The organism is Janthinobacterium sp. MP5059B (assembly GCF_001758645.1).
In the GTDB taxonomy this organism is placed as follows: Bacteria; Pseudomonadota; Gammaproteobacteria; order Burkholderiales; family Burkholderiaceae_D; genus Janthinobacterium; species Janthinobacterium lividum.
Genome location: NZ_LRHX01000016.1, coordinates 321,669 through 338,491, shown reverse-complemented (window position 1 = coordinate 338,491; position 16,823 = coordinate 321,669). Strand labels below are relative to the sequence as shown.

Annotated in this window: 15 protein-coding genes and 2 tRNA genes; 5 read left to right on the top strand and 12 right to left on the bottom strand. The window is 65.5% G+C overall.

Annotated features, from left to right (window positions below):
- Positions 1 to 154: 154 nt before the first annotated feature.
- Complete coding sequence (locus JAB1_RS18580) at positions 155 to 1,201, bottom strand: aldo/keto reductase (protein WP_070281846.1); 1,047 nt, start codon at positions 1,199 to 1,201, stop codon at positions 155 to 157.
- Complete coding sequence (locus tag JAB1_RS18575) at positions 1,201 to 2,250, bottom strand: quinone-dependent dihydroorotate dehydrogenase (RefSeq protein ID WP_070281332.1); 1,050 nt, start codon at positions 2,248 to 2,250, stop codon at positions 1,201 to 1,203. The genes JAB1_RS18580 and JAB1_RS18575 overlap by 1 nt, the downstream gene beginning before the upstream one ends.
- 221 nt (positions 2,251 to 2,471) lie before the next feature.
- On the opposite strand from JAB1_RS18575, the gene JAB1_RS18570 reads away from it, so the two are divergent.
- On the top strand, positions 2,472 to 5,765 hold the full coding sequence (locus tag JAB1_RS18570) for a S41 family peptidase (protein WP_240317685.1): 3,294 nt from the start codon (positions 2,472 to 2,474) through the stop codon (positions 5,763 to 5,765).
- A 103-nt stretch (positions 5,766 to 5,868) separates the two neighbouring features.
- Here the strand turns inward: JAB1_RS18570 and JAB1_RS18565 are convergent, their stop codons facing one another.
- From JAB1_RS18565 to JAB1_RS18555, 3 genes are read right to left on the bottom strand one after another with little or no spacing between them, the layout of a single operon-like run.
- Positions 5,869 to 6,591, bottom strand: coding sequence for an arginyltransferase (locus JAB1_RS18565; protein ID WP_034785198.1), 723 nt, complete (start codon positions 6,589 to 6,591; stop codon positions 5,869 to 5,871).
- 60 nt (positions 6,592 to 6,651) lie between these two features.
- Complete coding sequence (gene aat, locus JAB1_RS18560; protein ID WP_070256654.1) at positions 6,652 to 7,368, bottom strand: leucyl/phenylalanyl-tRNA--protein transferase; 717 nt, start codon at positions 7,366 to 7,368, stop codon at positions 6,652 to 6,654.
- 30 nt (positions 7,369 to 7,398) lie between these two features.
- Entirely contained in the window at positions 7,399 to 7,989 is a 591-nt protein-coding gene (locus tag JAB1_RS18555) for an NUDIX hydrolase (RefSeq protein WP_034785201.1), read from the bottom strand.
- 185 nt (positions 7,990 to 8,174) lie between these two features.
- Between JAB1_RS18555 and JAB1_RS18550 the strand changes: the two genes are divergently transcribed.
- A tRNA-Met gene (locus JAB1_RS18550) sits at positions 8,175 to 8,251 on the top strand.
- A gap of 141 nt (positions 8,252 to 8,392) precedes the next feature.
- Positions 8,393 to 8,469, top strand: a tRNA-Met gene (locus tag JAB1_RS18545).
- 59 nt (positions 8,470 to 8,528) lie between these two features.
- Here the strand turns inward: JAB1_RS18545 and JAB1_RS18540 are convergent.
- A complete protein-coding gene (locus JAB1_RS18540) occupies positions 8,529 to 9,317 on the bottom strand; it encodes a helix-turn-helix transcriptional regulator (RefSeq protein ID WP_034785204.1) in 789 nt (262 codons plus the stop codon).
- A gap of 110 nt (positions 9,318 to 9,427) precedes the next feature.
- On the opposite strand from JAB1_RS18540, the gene JAB1_RS18535 reads away from it, so the two are divergent.
- On the top strand, positions 9,428 to 10,624 hold the full coding sequence (locus tag JAB1_RS18535) for an MFS transporter (RefSeq protein WP_070281331.1): 1,197 nt from the start codon (positions 9,428 to 9,430) through the stop codon (positions 10,622 to 10,624).
- Here the strand turns inward: JAB1_RS18535 and JAB1_RS18530 are convergent.
- Positions 10,621 to 12,927, bottom strand: a complete 2,307-nt coding sequence (locus JAB1_RS18530; protein ID WP_070281330.1) for a xanthine dehydrogenase family protein molybdopterin-binding subunit — start codon at positions 12,925 to 12,927, stop codon at positions 10,621 to 10,623. The genes JAB1_RS18535 and JAB1_RS18530 overlap by 4 nt on opposite strands.
- Positions 12,924 to 13,400 carry a (2Fe-2S)-binding protein gene (locus JAB1_RS18525; protein ID WP_070281329.1) on the bottom strand — a complete coding sequence of 159 codons (477 nt, stop codon included), beginning with the start codon at positions 13,398 to 13,400 and terminating at the stop codon, positions 12,924 to 12,926. Before JAB1_RS18525 ends, JAB1_RS18530 begins: the two co-directional genes overlap by 4 nt.
- A 150-nt stretch (positions 13,401 to 13,550) precedes the next feature.
- Between JAB1_RS18525 and mug the strand changes: the two genes are divergently transcribed.
- Complete coding sequence (mug, locus tag JAB1_RS18520) at positions 13,551 to 14,072, top strand: G/U mismatch-specific DNA glycosylase (protein WP_034785217.1); 522 nt, start codon at positions 13,551 to 13,553, stop codon at positions 14,070 to 14,072.
- 43 nt (positions 14,073 to 14,115) lie between these two features.
- Here the strand turns inward: mug and JAB1_RS18515 are convergent, their stop codons facing one another.
- From JAB1_RS18515 to JAB1_RS18500, 4 genes are read right to left on the bottom strand one after another with little or no spacing between them, the layout of a single operon-like run.
- Positions 14,116 to 14,907 (bottom strand): anti-sigma factor, encoded by a 792-nt coding sequence (locus JAB1_RS18515; RefSeq protein WP_070281328.1) that lies wholly within the window; start codon positions 14,905 to 14,907, stop codon positions 14,116 to 14,118.
- On the bottom strand, positions 14,904 to 15,425 hold the full coding sequence (locus tag JAB1_RS18510; protein ID WP_070253694.1) for an RNA polymerase sigma factor: 522 nt from the start codon (positions 15,423 to 15,425) through the stop codon (positions 14,904 to 14,906). Before JAB1_RS18510 ends, JAB1_RS18515 begins: the two co-directional genes overlap by 4 nt.
- Positions 15,426 to 15,447: 22 nt before the next feature.
- Positions 15,448 to 15,819, bottom strand: a complete 372-nt coding sequence (locus JAB1_RS18505) for a hypothetical protein (protein WP_070281327.1) — start codon at positions 15,817 to 15,819, stop codon at positions 15,448 to 15,450.
- 57 nt (positions 15,820 to 15,876) lie between these two features.
- A complete protein-coding gene (locus JAB1_RS18500; protein WP_070281326.1) occupies positions 15,877 to 16,794 on the bottom strand; it encodes a DNA-3-methyladenine glycosylase 2 in 918 nt (305 codons plus the stop codon).
- Positions 16,795 to 16,823 lie beyond the last annotated feature (29 nt).

Sequence of the window (16,823 nt, the reverse complement as noted above, 5' to 3'; positions counted from 1 at the left end):
GGGTAGCGCATATGGCCTCGTTTCCAGCATACGACCGGGCACGGCAAGGCCGCAATGCTGCACAGCAGTAAATTGCCAGCTGTTGTATAAATACGACTATCTGCGATGAGCGTGGGGAGCCTGGCGGCGGCATGCGCCGCCAGACGGAGCGCACCTACTGTCCCGGATTGGGCAGGCTGGCGTGGATGGCGTCGACGGCCGCCACCAGTTCCGGCGACAGGGTCACTTGATGGGCGTCGATATTTTGCTGCAACTGCGCCACGCTGGTGGCGCCGATGATGGTCGAGGCCACGAACCAGCGCGAGTAGCACCAGGCCAGCGCCAACTGCGCCGGCGTCAAGCCGTGCGCGCGGGCCAGCGCCGCATACTGGCTGGCTGCCGCGACGGTAGCGGGGCGCACGTAGCGGGGACTCCAGCCGGCCGGGAAGCGCGTCAAACGGCCCTTGGCCTGCGGGTCATCGATATATTTCGCCGTCAGCTGGCCGAACGCCAGCGGACTGTAGGCCAGCAAGCTGACATTTTCCCGGTGGCATGTTTCGTCGAGCAGGCTCGTCTCGAAATGGCGCGCCGTCAGGTTGTACAGGTTCTGGATGGAGGCGATGCGCGGCAAGCCTTTCAGCTCGGCCTGCTTGATGTATTCGCACACGCCCCACGACGATTCGTTCGACACGCCGATATGGCCGATCTTGCCTTCCTCGACCAGCTTGCCCAGCACGGCCAGGGTGTCTTCGATGGCGACCGAGGCGTGCTCCTTGCGCGGGTTGTACACGCTGGCGCCGAAGATGGGCAGGTTGCGGCTGGGCCAGTGCAATTGATACAGGTCAATGTGCTCCGTCTGCAGCCGGCGCAGGCTGTCTTCGACGGCGGCGCGGATGTTGACCGCGTCGTGGTCCGTCTTGCCCTTGCGTATCCAGTGCATGCGCGAATTCGGCCCGGCCACCTTGCTGGCCAGCACGATCTGGCTGCGCTTGCCGCTTTTCTTCAGCCAACTGCCGATGTAGCGCTCCGTGCTGCCCTGCGTCTGCGCGCTGGCCATCACCGGATACATCTCGGCTGTGTCGACGAAGTTGATGCCCCGCTCCAGCGCGTAATCGAGCTGGCTGTGCGCTTCGGCTTCGCTGTTCTGCTCGCCGAAGGTCATCGTGCCCAGGCAGATCCGGCTCACCTCCAGGCTGCTGGAACCCAGCTTGACCTTGGCTATCATTTCGCCTGTTTGCCGCGCAGCGCGCGCGCGCAATCCTTGATCAGCGCGGGACCGGCGTAAATCAGGCCGCTGTACAGCTGCACCAGCTGCGCGCCCGCCTCGAGCTTGGCCACGGCGTCGCTGCCCTGCATGATGCCGCCCACGCCGATGATGGGCAGCGCGTCGCCCAGTTCCGCCTTCAGCAGGCGGATCACATTGTTCGACAGCTCGAACACGGGCGCGCCCGACAGGCCGCCCTCTTCCGCGCCGTGCGGCATGCCTTCCACGGCGCTGCGCGACAGGGTCGTGTTGGTGGCGATGACGCCGTCGATCTGGTGGCGCGTGAGCGAGTCGGCAATGCTTTTCACCTGTTCGCCATCCATGTCCGGCGCGATTTTCAGGGCCAGCGGCACGTAGCGCTTGTGCTTGTCCGCCAGGCGCGCTTGGGCATCTTTGAGCTGCGACAGCAGGGCGTCGAGTTCCGACGCGCCCTGCAGCTGGCGCAGGTTTTTCGTGTTCGGCGACGAGATGTTCACCGTCACATAGCTGGCATACGGGTAGACTTTTTCCAGGCACAGCAGATAGTCGTCGGCCGCCCGCTCGATGGGCGTGTCGGCATTCTTGCCGATGTTCAGGCCCAGCACACCGGCGCGGTCCTGGTAGAACTTCGACGCCTGCACGTTGGCGACAAAGGCGTCCACGCCGCCATTGTTAAAGCCCATGCGGTTGATGATACCCTGCGCTTGCGGCAGGCGGAACATGCGCGGTTTCGGATTGCCCGCCTGCGCGCGCGGCGTGACGGTACCCACTTCGATGGAGCCAAAGCCCAGGTCGGCCAGCGCGTCGATGTAGGCGCCATCCTTGTCCAGGCCGGCGGCCAGGCCCACGGGATTGGGGAAGGTGATGCCCATCACCGTGCGCGGGTCGGCTGCCGGCTTGCCGGCCAGCTTCGTCAGGCCCAGCGCGCTGGCGCGTTTCAGGGCGGGCAGGGTGAGATGGTGGGCCGCTTCGGCATCCATCGAAAACAGCAGCGGGCGGGCGAGGGAGTACAGGAATTTTTCAGACATGGGGCGCTTTGAGTAGGTGTGCGGGCCGCCGGGAAGGGCTGGCGGCGCGCGAAATAAGTGCCGTATTTTACCGTGTTCCACGCGGCTGCCGGGTGTATAGTTCTTGTTGGCCAAATGCAATATTGATCCATTGATAATCCGCATCCGGCCTTGGACTTTCCTGTTTCTTCTCTGTTCTGTTTACTTCATAAGCGAGACATCGATTGAAAAAGACACGCATCTTGACGGCCATCGCAGCCGCCAGCGCACTGCTGCTGAGCCACCCGGCCCTGGCACTGCCCAATACGCAAGACACCCGCATGCTGAGCGAACCGGCCGTCTCCAGCCGCCACATCGCCTTCATCTATGCGGGCGACCTGTGGCTGTCGAACCTCGACGGCGGCGGCGCGCGGCGCCTCACTTCCGACTTGGGCGACAAGTCCCATCCCGTGTTTTCGCCCGATGGCAGCCAGATCGCGTATAGCGCCAACATCGACGGCAATGTCGACGTGTATGTGATCGCGGCGGCCGGCGGCGTGCCGCGCCGCCTGACCTTCCACCCGGGCGCGGACCTGGCGCAGTCGTTCACCCCCGATGGCCAGGCAGTGATGTTCACCTCGCCCCGCGCCGCCTTCAACAACCGCTTCCAGAAGCTGTTTACGGTGCCCGTGGCGGGCGGGGTGGAAACCCAGCTGGAAATCCCCAACGCCTCGCGCGCCGCTTATTCGCCCGATGGCAAGCGCATCGTTTACAACCCGCTGGCGCCGGCCTTCAAGCAGTGGAAGCGCTACCGGGGCGGCACCAATTCCTGGCTTTGGCTGTTTTCATCCAGCGACAAATCCATCGAAAAAATCCCCCAGCCGACGACGCGCTCGAACGACGTCGACCCCATGTGGCTGGGCGACAGCGTGTACTTCCGCTCCGACCGCAACGGCGAATTCAACCTGTTTGCGTATGACGTCAAGACGAAATCCGTGCGCCAGCTGACGCGGCACGCGGATTTCCCCGTGCTGAACGCGTCGGCCGCGAACGGCACCATCGTCTACGAGCAGGCCGGCTATTTGCACGCGCTCGACATCGCCAGCGGCCAGGCGCACAAGCTGACCATCGCCGTGGCCAGCGACCTGGGGCAGACGCGCCCGCGCTGGGTCAAGAGCGCGAAATACATCCGCGACGCGTCGATTTCGCCGTCGGGCGCGCGCATCGCCTTCGAGTACCGGGGCGAGATCGTCACCATCCCCGCCGACAAGGGCGATGTGCGCAACCTGACGCAGACGGCCGGCGCCCACGAGCGCACGCCGATCTGGTCGCCCGATGGCCGCTCGGTCGCGTATTTCTCGGACGAGTCGGGCGAGTATGAACTGCATGTGCGGGCGCAGGATGGCAAGGGTGCCGTGCGCAAGTTCAAGCTGAATGGCAGCGGCTTCTATGACAGCGCCGTCTGGTCGCCCGACAGCAGGAAGATCGCGTTTGCCGACAATGGCTGGAGCATGTATGTGATCGACATCGGCACGGGCAAGGTGCAGAAGGTCGCCACGGAGCCGATGTATGGCGTCGACAAGAGCATGCGCGCCTCGTGGGCGCCCGATTCGCGCTGGCTGGCCTACACGCTCAATTCGCCCACCTACACGCGCAGCGCCTACATCTATTCCGTCGAGCAGAACAAGTCGATGCCCGTGACCGATGGCTTGTCCGACGTGGCCCAGCCCGTGTTCGACAAGAGCGGCAAATACCTGTATTTCTTCGCTTCGACGAACGCTGGTCCCAGCAACAACTGGTTCTCGCAGCAGAATGAAGACAACCTGGTGACGCGCACCGTGTGGATGGCCGTGCTGCGGCGCGACTTGCCGTCGCCCCTGATCAAGGAGAGCGACGAGGAAAAGGCCGCCAGCGCGGAGAGTAAAAAAGACACGGCGAAGGCGGAGCCGGAAGCGAAAAACGAACCGAAGGTCGATCCGAAGACGGGCCGCGACGATCCGAAAGTGACCGTAGCGCCCGTGGCGCCGATCAGCATCGATTTCGACGGCATCGCCACGCGCATCGTCGACTTGCCGCTGCCGGCCGCGCAGTTCTCCAGTCTGACGGCGGGTGCCGCAGGGCAGATCTTTTTGCTGCGCGAAAGCGACGGCAAGAAGGCCGTGCAGCGTTTTGACCTGAAGGAGCGCAAGGCGGAAACCGTGGTGGCGGAAGCCGATGAATTCGAAGTGTCGGCCGATGGCAAGAAGCTGCTGTACCGCCAGAAGGACAATTGGGCCATGGGTAGCGCCACGGGCAAGCTGCTGGCGCCGGGCGAAGGCAAGATCAAGGTCGACGCCATCGAAGTAAAGGCCGATCCGCGCGCCGAGTGGACGCAGATTTTCAACGAGGTGTGGCGCATCAACCGCGATTACTTCTATGACCCGGGCATGCATGGCGTGGACTGGAAGGCCATGCGCGACAAGTACGCCGTCTTCCTGCCCGAGCTGTCCAGCCGCGCGGACCTGAACCGGTTGATCCAGTGGATGTGCAGCGAGCTGGCCGTGGGCCACCACCGCGGCGGCGGCGGCGATGATTTTATCGAAGCGAAGAAGGTGCCGGGGGGCTTGCTGGGCGCCGACTATGAAGTGAGCGATGGCCATTACCGCTTCAAGAAGGTATATGGCGGCTTGAACTGGAATCCGGCCCTGCGCGCGCCGCTGACGGAGCCGGGCCTGAACGTCAAGGCGGGCGAATACCTGCTGGCCGTCGACAGCCGCCCGCTGGCGCCACCCACCAACTTGTACAGCGCCTTCGAGAACACGGCCGGCAAGGCGATCGACCTGACCGTAGGACCATCGGCCGACGGCAAGGGCGCGCGCACCATCACCGTGGTGCCCGTGCCGACCGAGGATGCCTTGCGCAACCGCGACTGGATCGAAGGCAATATGCGCAAGGTGAATGCGGCGACGGGCGGCAAGGTGGCGTATGTGTATGTGCCGAATACGGCGGGCCTGGGCCACACTTACTTCAAGCGCTATTTCTTCCCGCAGGCGGACAAGCAGGCCATCATCGTCGACGAGCGTTTCAATGGCGGCGGCAGCGTGGCCGATTACTACATCGAGATCCTGCAGAAGAAGGAAATCGCCTGGTGGACCATGCGCTACGGCGCCGACATGAAGACACCATCCGCTTCGATCCAGGGGCCGCGCGCCATGCTGATCGACGAGACGGCCGGTTCTGGCGGCGACCTGCTGCCGTGGATGTTCCGCAAAAATAACATGGGCCCGCTGATCGGCAAGGCGACGTGGGGCGGCCTGGTGGGCGTGCTGGGTTTCCCCGTGCTGATGGATGGCGGCTTCATCACGGCGCCGAACCTGGCGTTCTGGACGCGCGAGAATGGCTGGGGCGTGGAAAACGAAGGCGTGCCGCCCGATATCGACGTCGAGCAAACGCCGGCCGACGTCATTGCCGGACGTGATCCTCAGCTGGAAAAGGCGATCGAGGTGATCCAGGCCGAACTGGCGAAGAACCCGCCTGTGCAGCCCAAGCGTCCGGCGTTTCCGGACAAGAGCAAGTAGGTCGGATTAGGCGCGAAGCGCCGTAACCCGACACCATTGTTGGCATCGCAGTGTCGGATTACGCGCTTGCGCGCTAATCCGACCTGCCAAATAATCCCAGGTTTTACAGGATCACCCACTGCCCCTTGATCCGTGCTTCCAGCGGCTTGAAGTTGATTTTATAGGCCATCTTCGGGCTTTGTGCGATCCAGTAGCCCAGGTAGATGTAGGGCAGGCCCAGTTCGCGCGCCTGGGCGATTTGCCACAGCACGTTGTAGGTGCCGTACGAGGCGCCCGGCACGTCGGGATCGAAAAAAGTGTAGACGGACGACAGGCCATCGGCCAGCACGTCGATGATGCTGACCATGCGCAGGATGCCTTCGGCATCGCGGAACTCCACCAGGCGCGTGTTGACCCGGCTTTGCAGCAGGAATTGCGCATACTGGTCGCGGCTGTCCTGGTCCATGCCGCCGCCCGCGTGGCGCGTGCTCTGGTAGCGCAGGTACAGTTCGTAGTGCTCGTCGAGGAAGGACAGGGTGGCCACGCCCGCCTGCAGGTCGGCGTGCCGGCTCCAGGCGCGGCGCTGGTTGCGGTTCGGGGTGAACTCGCCCGTCACGACGCGCACGGGAATGCAGGCCTGGCAGCCATCGCAATACGGGCGGTAGGTGAAAATGCCGCTGCGGCGAAAGCCGTTGCGCACCAGTTCCGAATACACGTCGCTGTTGATCAGGTGCGAAGGCGTGGCCACCTGCGAGCGGGCCTGGCGGTCGTCCAGATAGCTGCACGGGTAGGGCGCCGTCGTGTAGAACTGCAGGGTGGCAAACGGTAGTTCGTTCAGGTGCGTCATGCTGATCCTGTCTGGTCTGTCCGCGGCAATGGAAGTCTGCGTGGAGATATCATAGCTTTTTTATGCCGGTGGTGCAGCTTGCCAATCCGTGATTTGCGCTGCTTCAATGGCGACGCGCACATGGGCGAGGAAGCGCGCGCGCGAAATGGGCGCCGCGCCCAGCGAGGCCAGGTGCTTCGTTTCTTGCTGGCAGTCAATCATGGCCACGCCGCGCGCGTGCAGAAAGCGCACGAGGTGCGCCAGCGCGATCTTCGAGCCATCCGTCACGCGCGCGAACATCGATTCGCCATAGAACATGCGTCCGATCGACACGCCATACGCGCCGCCGACCAGTTCTCCATCGAGCCACAGTTCCGACGAGTGCGCGTAACCCAGCTTGTGCAAGCCCGTGTAGCCGGCGATGATTTCGTCGGAAATCCACGTGCCCGGGCCATCCTTGCGCGGCGCTGCGCAGGCGCGCATGACGGCGTCGAAATCGCCGTCGAAGCGCAGCTGCCAGCGACCGTCCGTGGCGGCGCTGCGTTCGACCTTGCGGATCGCCTTGGCCAGGCTGTCGGAGACCTTGAAGTCCCCCGTCATGAGCACCATGCGCGGATCGGTGCTCCACCACAAAATAGGCTGGCCTTCGGAAAACCAGGGGAAGATGCCGCGCCGGTAGGCGTCGAGCAGGCGCGCGGGCGACAGGTCGGCGCCGGCCGCCAGCAGGCCGGGCGCCTCGTCGGTGAGGGCGCGCGAAACGTCGGGAAACGGGGTGTGGGTATCGAGCCAGGGAATCATGCGGCGTCAAAGGTGGCAGTTGGTGGAGGCTTACTCGGGGGCTTGCTCTGCATCCGTGCGCGCCATCGGGCGCGTGATGTCGCCCGTATGGAAACCATAGCTGCCGCCTTCGCGGATTTTCACGCGGTCGGCAAAGAACAGTTCCAGGGTGGCGCGGATGGTGGGAAATGCCAGGTCATCCCAGGGTATCTGCGCTTCCGTAAACATCTGCACGTCCAGGCTTTCGATGCCCGGCGCGAAATCGAGGTCGCGCAGGCGCGCCAGGTAAAACAGGTGCACCTGGTGCACGCGCTGCACGTTCAGCAGTGAAAACAGGGGGCCCAGTTCGATATTCGCGCCGGCTTCCTCCACCGTTTCGCGTTCGGCCGCGTCGGATGTCGTTTCATCGTTTTCCATGAAGCCGGCAGGCAGGGTCCAGTAGCCCAGGCGCGGCTCGATGGCGCGCTTGCACAGCAAGACCTGCAGCTGGCCATCCTCTTCCCACACGGGGATGGAGCCGACCACCATTTTCGGGTTCTGGTAATGGATGGCGTCGCAGTTGGCGCAGACATAGCGCGGACGGTTGTCGCCTTCCGGAATGGAGAGGCTGACAGGATGGGCGCATTCGGAGCAGAATTTCATGGGCGGGCTTGGGAAAATGGAAGTCTAGTGTAACGCTTACTGTACACCGATTGCGCGCGGCGTGGCGTGTCGGGCGGACACAATGCCAATCGGCAATTGGCCGGGGTTTTTAATTAAATAGCTCTATTGCAGCCTAAGTTGAGATAGCTATTGCCTAAGCTACCCGTTTGCCCTTATAATTCTTGTGCGGGGTGGAGCAGTCTGGCAGCTCGTCGGGCTCATAACCCGAAGGTCACAGGTTCAAATCCTGTCCCCGCAACCAATACCGGAAAGCCGCTGATTCTTGCAAAAGATCAGCGGCTTTTTCCATTGCTGGCCAACGACAATATCCGGCAGACGGGGCAGGAATGACATTGTCAATTCACGCCTTTACGCCGCGCAACAATCTGGTATATAATTCGTCTGCGGGGTGGAGCAGTCTGGCAGCTCGTCGGGCTCATAACCCGAAGGTCACAGGTTCAAATCCTGTCCCCGCAACCAATTCGAAGCCGCTGATTTCTCGCAAGAGAATCAGCGGTTTTTTCGTTGTGCGCCGCAGTTCACTCCTGCGCCTGGCGTGCATACACCACCAGCCGCAGATGGCGGTCCGCATCGATGGTGAGCGAGGTGTGTTCATATGCGACCTCCCCGCCGTCGATTGTCAGGCGGCGTACGCCGGCACATGGCGCATGCACGTCGTGGCGGCGCCACCATAACTTGAATTCGGGCGAGACTTTTTCCAGTTCCTCTACCAGCGCGTGGATATCCGCTTCCTGCGTGGCGCGCGCATAGTCGCGGCGAAAGCTCGACAGCATCAGCGGCGCCTGCTCTTCCCACGCCGTGAAGCGGGATCGCAGCAGCGGGTCGGTAAACAAGAGCCACAGCAGATTGCGGCGCGAGGCGGCATGCGCGCCGAAGCCAAACAGGGTGTCGGCGCCCCCGTTGAACGCCAGCACGTCCCAGCGCAAATTGAGCACATACGCTGGATGCGCCAGCTCGTGCATCAGGCGGCGCACCAGCGGCGGCACCACGCAAAACGTCTTGCCCTCTTCGGCCGGCGGACGCGCATGCGCCAGCAGGAACAGGTGGCGGCGTTCGCCCGCGTCCAGTTTCAGCACTTCGGCCAGCTTGTCGAGAAAGGCGCTCGAGACGCCGATGTCGCGCCCCTGCTCCAGCCAGGTGTACCAGGTCAGCCCCACGCCGGCCAGCGCCGCCACTTCTTCGCGGCGCAAGCCCGGCGTACGCCGCCTTCCACCGCCGGGCAAGCCCACGTCTTCCGGCGACAGCCGCGCGCGGCGCGCCTGCAGGTAGGCTGCCAGTTCGTGGCGGGTGCGGGCCAAGGTGCGCATGGTGATGCCTTTCCGGTAAGCCTGTTGCTATCAGTAATAGCATAAACAGTTAAATTGTAATTGTTTATATTGTATTCCAGAATGCCTGCTTTCTTTCCGAAAGCTTGCCCATGTCCGACTCTTCCTCCTCCAGTAGCCTCGCGCCTGCCACCGCCGTGCTGCCTGCCACCGTCTACCTGATCGCCATGGGCGCGTTCGCGCTGGGCATGGCGTCGTATGTGACGGCGGGCTTGATGCCGATGATTGCCAGTGCCTTTTCCATCTCCCTGGCGATGGCGGCGCAACTGGTGACGGCGTTTACGCTGGCCTATGGCCTCGGCTCGCCGCTGGTGGTGGCCTTGCTGCCGGCGCGCGCGCAGCGCTCGGGCCTCCTGATCGCCCTGACAGTGTTCGTGCTGGCGAACGGGGCCAGCGCGCTGGCGCCCGGTTTCAGCGGTTTGCTGGCATGGCGCGCCATTGCCGGCGTCGGTGCGGGCGTCTACCTGGCGCTGGGTATCGCGGCGGCGGCCGGCGTGTCGGCGCCGCAGCAGCGGGGCAAGGCCATCGGCGTGATCATGGGCGGCATGGCGGGCGGCACGGTGCTGGGCGTGCCCTTGAGTTTGCTGCTGGCGCAGCAGCTGGGCTGGACTGCGGCCCTGTGGCTGGTCGCCGTCCTTGGCGGGCTGGCGCTGGCGGGCTTGCTGTGGAAGCTGCCCGCGCTGCCGGCGGTGCCGGCCACGTCGCTGCGCCGCAAGCTGGCCTTGCTGGCCGATGGGCAGGTGCTGTCCATCCTGCTGGTATCGCTGCTGGCGGCCATCGCCAGCCTGGGCATGTACACGTTTATCGCGCCGTTGCTGGCGTGGTCGGCGCAGGGGGCGGCGGTGTCCGCCACGCCCTTCCTGTGGGCCTGGGGCGTGGGGGGGATCGCGGGCAGCGTGCTGGTCGGACCGTGGGCGGACAAGGTGGCGGCGCCGAAACTGACCTGGCTTATCTTGCTGCTGCTGGCGCTGGCCTTGGGCGCGCTGCCGCTGGCGGCCGGCTGGTCGGCCTGGCTGATGCTGGCGCCGATCGTGCTGTGGGGCGCGGCTGGCTGGGCCCTGCAAGTGCCGCAGAACCAGCAACTGCTGGCCGTGCGCGCGCGGCAGGGCGATGGCAACCTGGCCATCGCCCTCAACGAATCGGCGTTGTACCTGGGCAGCGCCATTGGCGCGGCCACCGGCGGGGTGCTGCTCCTGCTCGACTGGCCCATGTGGCTGCTGGCGGCCGGTGCCGCCCTGGTCGCCGCTGCAGCGTTGCTGCTGCAGTTGCCTGCCGCGCGGCGGACCTAAGCCTTTTTCGCCAGCTGCATGCCCACGGGCAGGGCGCGGATGCGCTTGCCCGTGGCCGCGAAGATGGCGTTGCACAGGGCTGGCGCGATGGGCGGCGTGGCCGGTTCGCCCACGCCGCCCAGCTCCATGTCCAGGGTGCCCGGCACCAGGTGCGTGTGGATCACGCGCGGCGCGTCGGCGGCGCGCAGCACGGCGTAGTTGTGGAAATTGCTTTGCTCGACCCTGCCATTCTTGAAACTGATTTCGCCGCTCATGGCCAGCGACAGGCCCATGATGCAGGCGCCCTCGATCTGCGAGCGCACGCGGTCCGGGTTGATTTGCGGGCCGCAATCCATGGCGATGTCGACCCTCGGCACGATGACTTCGCCGGCCGCATTGATCTCCACTTCGATCACGGCCGCCACATAGGTGACAAAGCTGTAGGACACGGCCAGGCCCAGCCCCCGTCCCTTGGGCAGCTTGCGGCCCCAGCCCGCCTTGGCCGTCGCCAGCTCGATCACGTGGCGCATGCGGCCGATGTCGACCGGATACTTCGCCGGATCTTCGCCATAGTTCCAGCCGTCCGACAGGTCGGCCGGGTTGATCTTGCGCGCGGGGCCCAGCAGCGCGAGCAGGTAGTCGCGATGGTCCTTCTTCGCCGCATGCGCCAGTTCGGCCGTGAACGACTGGATGGCAAATGCGTGCGGGATGTTCGACACGGAACGGAACCAGCCGATGCGCGTGTGGGCCGGCACTTCCGGCACCTCGACGCGGATGTTCGCAATGGCGAACGGCACGTTGATGGCCGACATGCCCAGCTCGAACGGCGCCTGCCTGTTCGCGCCGGCGGCAAAGGTCGAGGTGATGGTGGGCGCGGCCGTGCGGTGCAGCCAGGCCGTCGGCATGCCTTTCGCGTCCAGCGACGCTTCCAGCCGTTCGACGGACACCGTGTGCAGGTAGTCGTGCTGCAGGTCGTCGTCGCGCGTCCACGTCAGCTTGACGGGCGCGCCATCCATGGCTTTCGACAGCAGCGCCGCCTCGACGGCGAAATCGGGTTTCGATTTGCGCCCGAAGCCGCCGCCGAGCAGGGTCACGTGGACGGTCACGTCGTCATACGCCAGGCCCAGGGCCTTGGCCACATTGCTGCGCGTCGCTTGCGGCGCCTGCACGCAGGCCCACACTTCGGCCTTGCCGTTGGCGATGCGCACGGTGGCGGCGGGCGGCTCCATGGTGGCGTGGGCCAGGTGGGGCAGATAGTATTCGGCACTGAATTTCCGCGCGGCGGGAGCGGCGGCCAGCGTGGCCACCGTCTTGCCCTGGTCGCGCGCCGGGCTGGCCGGCTGTCGCACGGCCGCTTCCAGGGTCTTGCGGAAGGTCTTCGAATCGTAGCTGCCGTTCGGGCCATCTTCCCATTCCAGAACCAGCGCTTCGCGGCCCTTGATGGCGGCCCAGGTGTTGCTGGCGATGACGGCCACGCCGCCCAGCGGATTGAACATGGCCGGCGGCGGACTGCCCGCCAGTTCGACGATGCGCAGCACGCCCGGCACTTTCAGGGCCGCCGTCTTGTCCACGCTTTTCAGCCTGCCGCCAAAGACGGGAGGGCGGGCGATGACGGCGTACGCCATGCCGTCGAGGCGCGTATCGATGCCGAAGTGGGTATTGCCCGTGACGATGTCGTGCAAGTCGATGCCGCGCGTGCTGGTTTGGCCGATGTAGCGCAGCTCGCCCGCCGTTTTCAGGCTGATGCGCGCGCGTGGCGGCACCGGCAATTTGGCCGCTTCTTCGGCCAGGGCGCCAAAGGACAGCGAGCGTCCGCTGGCCGCATGCACGACCGCGTGGTTGACGGCTTTGACTTCCGTCACGGGTACGTCCCAGCGCACGGCGGCCGCCGTTTCCAGCATCAGGCGCGCGGTGGCGCCCACGTGGCGCATGGCGCGGAACGAGTGGCGCATGCTGCGCGAGCCGTCCGTATCCTGGCTGCCGTAGCGCGCTTCGTCGGCGGGCGCCTGCTGCACGCGCACCTGCGCCCAGTCGGCACCCAGTTCGTCGGCCGCCACCATGGGCAGGCTGGTGCGGATGCCCTGGCCCATTTCGGAGCGGTGCGCCACGATGGTGACGATGCCGTCGGCACCGACCGACAGGAAGACCAGGCTGTCGTCGACCACGCCGCCAGCCATCTTCTCGCCGCCGTATTTGACGGCATCGGCCGCCATCACGAGGCCGGAAGGGCCGGCCACCAGGGTCAAACCGGCCAGCGCGCCGGCGGCCTTGAGCCAGTTGCGCCGCGCAGGCGAATGTGCGGCAGGAGTGTCATGCATGCTCATTTGGCCGCTCCTTTCGCGTTGATGCTGGTCGCGGCCTGCTTGATGGCCGCGTGGATGCGAGTATAGGTGCCGCAGCGGCAGATATTGCCGCTCATCGCTTCGCGGATTTGCTGGTCGTTCGGTCTTGGGGTCTTGTGCAGCAGGGCCGTGGCCGACATGATCTGCCCGGCCTGACAGTAGCCGCATTGGGGCACGCCGTGTTCCTGCCATGCCTGCTGCAGCGCCAGGCCGACCTTGTCTTCGCCCACGGCTTCGATGGTGGTGATCTTCTTGCCGGCGGCGGCCGACATCGGCGTCACGCAGGAGCGGATGGCTTCGCCATCGAGGTGCACGGTGCAGGCGCCGCACAGGGCCATGCCGCAGCCGAATTTGGTGCCGGTCATGCCCAGTTCGTCGCGCAGGGCCCACAGCAGGGGAGTGTCTTCAGGCAGCGCAAGCTCGTGCTGCTTGCCATTGATGGTCAGGGTCGTCATGTGTATTCCTCGGTGTAGGATGGTGCGGGAAAGCGCGACGGCCATCCACCATACGGATGAGCGCATCAGTACGGGATGGTAGCACCGCCCGCCCTGCGCTGCAGGACATGGGGCCGGTGGCATACTGCGGCTTCTGATATTGGAGTTTTCATGACATACCTCACAACGGCGCCGGGCTTGCCCGATATTCTCGCTCCCGGCTTGCAAGTGGTTTTTTGCGGCCTCAATCCGGGCGTGGACGCGGCGGCGGCCGGCCACCATTTTCTCGGCCGCGGCAACCGTTTCTGGCCGGTGCTGCACCTGGCCGGCTTCACGCCGCATCTGGTGGCGCCGCAAGACGATGCCAGCGTGCTCGGTTTCGGGCTGGGTTTGACGGCGGCCGTCGGGCGCCCGACCAGCCGCGCTGACCAGGTGGGGGCGGACGAGTTCGCGCAAGCGGCGGCGGGCCTGCGGCATAAACTGGCATTGCTGCAGCCACAGTGGATCGCCTTCCTGGGCAAGGCTGCCTACGCGGCGATGACGGGGAAGCGCCAGCTGGAGTGGGGCGAACAGCCGGAGCGCTTCGGCGGCGCGCGCGTGTGGATCTTGCCCAATCCCAGTGGGCTCAATCGCGGCTATTCAAAGGAGCGGCTGGTCGACGCGTATGCGGAACTGCGGCGTGCGCTGGACTGATAGCGCGCTGGCGTTCAGCGCACTTGCGCATGGATGGCGGGGCTTAGCGGGCTTGCTCCAGCTGCGCATACACGGCGTTGGCGATCTTGCCCAGCTCCCGTTTGGGCAGGCTCGCCGAGAGGGCATAACCAAGCTGGCCGTCGATCCAGTAAAACACGCTCAGCTCCTTTTCCTGCGTATAGCGGAAGGCCGTTTCCTGCCTGCCGGCCCGTTCTTTGGCCACATACAGGGTCAGGCGCTTGCCGCCGCCATCTTCGTACATGAATTGCGCCACGGGGCCGTCGCCATCGCCGGGCAGCAGGCGGCCGCCGATCAGGTGATAGCCGAGCGGTGACAGCGCGGGCGGCTGCAATTTGCTGCCCAGGCGTTTCGACAGCCATTGCACCAGGTGCGCCTCCTGTTCGGCACCCACTTCCACGGGATGGCGCACTTCGGGCGTGTAGACGGCATGGGCGATGGCGGCGCTGCGCGCCAGGGACATCGGGCTGGCGCTGGTGGTCCGCATGTCGCCGCCATCGCCGCGCAGCATCCAGCCGCCCATGCCGCCGGCGATGAGCAGCACGATGGCCGCTGCAGCCTGCATGGCGTGGTGCTGCCAAGCGCCGTTCGCCGCCGGTGGCGATGCCGCCTGCAGCAGGTCCGGTGGCACGGCTTCGTCCAGCACGGGGTCGAACAGGGCACGCAATTGCCGGTTCTGTTCGCGCCAGGCGTCCACCCTGGCGGCATCCTCGGGGTGTGCGCGCAGGTGGGCGTCGACAGCCGCGCGCTGCGCCTGGGGCAGGATGCCGTCGGCCAGGGCGTGCAATTGCGCTTCGCTGATGGCTTGCGTTGTCATTTCACGACTTTCAGGGTAGGGGCGCCATGGCTGCCGGCTGGGCGGCCATCGAGCAGTTCGCGCAGCCGTTCGCGCCCGCGCGACAGCCGCGACATGACCGTGCCGACGGGGATGCCCAGGGTGGACGCCACCTGCTCATACGGCATCTGTTCAAGCGCGACAAGCAGGATGACTTCGCGCTGCCCCAGCGGCAAACGGGCCAGCGCCGCATCCATTTCGCCGATGGCGATGGCTTGCCCCGGCGCGTGCTCCGGGGCGGGCAGCAGGGCGTCGTCGTCGAGCTCCTGCAGCGCCAGGCCGGGGCGGCGCAATTGATCCACGTGCAGATTGTGCATGATGGAAAACAGCCAGGGCCGCATCTCGCCACCCCGTTGCCACTGGTCGAACTTGCGCCAGGCCCGTTCCACGGTGTCCTGCACCAGGTCGTCCGCGTGCACGGCGCCCACCAGCGCGCGCGCATAGCGGCGCAGGCCGGGCAGGCAGGCTTGCAGTGTGCGGCTGTCCTCTTGCGTGGTCATCGTGGCGGCGGGAGGGGGGGGCTTAGGGCTTGACGACGTGCCACACGTTCTTGAAATTGTCGCCGGCCACGTCGCCCGGTTTCTTGTCTTCCTTGTACAAATACAGGGGCTTGCCCTTGTAGGTCAGCTGCATGACGCCGTTGTCTTCGCGCTTGATGCTGCCATACGGGGCGGCGGGCGCCGCTGCGGTGGCGATGACGGCGGGCCAGGCCACCAGGCAGCCGCCGCTGCAGGCGCTCTTGCCGCTGTCGGCGACATCCTTGTCGAACACATACACGGTCATACCGCTGGCGTTGACCAGCATGCCGTTGGCCGGCATGACGTCGGCGGCAAAGGCCAGCGGGGCGGACAAGGCGGTGAAAAGGGCGGTGGCGGCGAAAGTGGTAAAGCGCATGATGGTCTCCTTGAGGTTTTGAGGGCTTGCAAGGGATAGACGCATGCCGCCCGCCGTTTATTCCCGCGCAGGCAAAATATTTATTTCCGGCGCATGCAGGCTGGCCCACAGGTGGGCGGCCGCCATGGTGCGGTGCGGCGCGTACTGGCGCAGCCACTGTTCCGTGCGCGCCATGTCCGGCTTGCTCTCTTCGCCGAGCAGCTTTTGCAGGGCGGCGCGGATGGCCACGTCGCCATGCAGCGAGCAGTCGGCATAGCCGTAGCCGCGCAGCAGCGCGTAATTGACAGTCCACGGGCCGATGCCCTTCACGCCCAGCAGCGCCTGCGAAATGGCCGCCACGTCGCCGGAGGGCGGCAGCTCCAGCGACAGCTCCCCATCGTTGACGAGGTGGGCCAGGCGCAGCACGGTTTCGGCCTTGGCGCGCGAGAATTTGTGGCTGGTCAAATCCTCGATTTCCAGCCTGGCCACGTCGCGCGCCTCGGGATAGCACCACAAGCCGTTGCCGTGCTGGCGTCCCGCCTGCAAGATGAAGGTGCGGCGCAGGGCGATGGCGAACGGCAGGTTGATCTGCTGGCCGATGATGGCCCAGGTCAGCGCCTCGAAGGGACTGGCCGACTGCACGATGCGCAAGCCCGGATTGCGCCGGACCAAAGGCGCCAGCAGCGTGTCGCCGGCGGCCAGTTGCGCGAACGGCTGCGGGTCGATGCGCAGGCCGAGGATATTGAGCAGGGCGCCAGGCAGCGGCGTTTGAAGACCGGCATCGTCATCGCTGTCGATGTCGGCGCGGCAGATGGCCGCGGCGTCCGTGAACGCCACGTCCAGCACCACGGGCACGCCGCGCAGCAAAATACCCTTGCGCAGGCCCATCGGCGTGACTTGTTCGGCCACGGCTTGCGCATCGCGGCTGTGGAAGGCGATGACATCGTCGCGGCGGTAGCCGGCGGGAAGGGGGAGGGTCCAGTGCAGCAGGGTCATGGTAGGCCAAAGTCAAAGACGGTATCAGG

What these genes read in the sequence shown, in the direction of transcription:
- JAB1_RS18530 (WP_070281330.1), bottom strand. Translation starts at nt 12,927, where the DNA reads ATGAGCATGCATGACACTCCTGCCGCACATTCGCCTGCGCGGCGCAAC.
- JAB1_RS18535 (WP_070281331.1), top strand. Translation starts at nt 9,428, where the DNA reads ATGTCCGACTCTTCCTCCTCCAGTAGCCTCGCGCCTGCCACCGCCGTG.
- mug (WP_034785217.1), top strand. Translation starts at nt 13,551, where the DNA reads ATGACATACCTCACAACGGCGCCGGGCTTGCCCGATATTCTCGCTCCC.
- JAB1_RS18505 (WP_070281327.1), bottom strand. Translation starts at nt 15,819, where the DNA reads ATGCGCTTTACCACTTTCGCCGCCACCGCCCTTTTCACCGCCTTGTCC.
- JAB1_RS18500 (WP_070281326.1), bottom strand. Translation starts at nt 16,794, where the DNA reads ATGACCCTGCTGCACTGGACCCTCCCCCTTCCCGCCGGCTACCGCCGC.
- JAB1_RS18525 (WP_070281329.1), bottom strand. Translation starts at nt 13,400, where the DNA reads ATGACGACCCTGACCATCAATGGCAAGCAGCACGAGCTTGCGCTGCCT.
- JAB1_RS18555 (WP_034785201.1), bottom strand. Translation starts at nt 7,989, where the DNA reads ATGAAATTCTGCTCCGAATGCGCCCATCCTGTCAGCCTCTCCATTCCG.
- JAB1_RS18575 (WP_070281332.1), bottom strand. Translation starts at nt 2,250, where the DNA reads ATGTCTGAAAAATTCCTGTACTCCCTCGCCCGCCCGCTGCTGTTTTCG.
- JAB1_RS18510 (WP_070253694.1), bottom strand. Translation starts at nt 15,425, where the DNA reads ATGACCACGCAAGAGGACAGCCGCACACTGCAAGCCTGCCTGCCCGGC.
- JAB1_RS18515 (WP_070281328.1), bottom strand. Translation starts at nt 14,907, where the DNA reads ATGACAACGCAAGCCATCAGCGAAGCGCAATTGCACGCCCTGGCCGAC.
- aat (WP_070256654.1), bottom strand. Translation starts at nt 7,368, where the DNA reads ATGATTCCCTGGCTCGATACCCACACCCCGTTTCCCGACGTTTCGCGC.
- JAB1_RS18565 (WP_034785198.1), bottom strand. Translation starts at nt 6,591, where the DNA reads ATGACGCACCTGAACGAACTACCGTTTGCCACCCTGCAGTTCTACACG.
- JAB1_RS18540 (WP_034785204.1), bottom strand. Translation starts at nt 9,317, where the DNA reads ATGCGCACCTTGGCCCGCACCCGCCACGAACTGGCAGCCTACCTGCAG.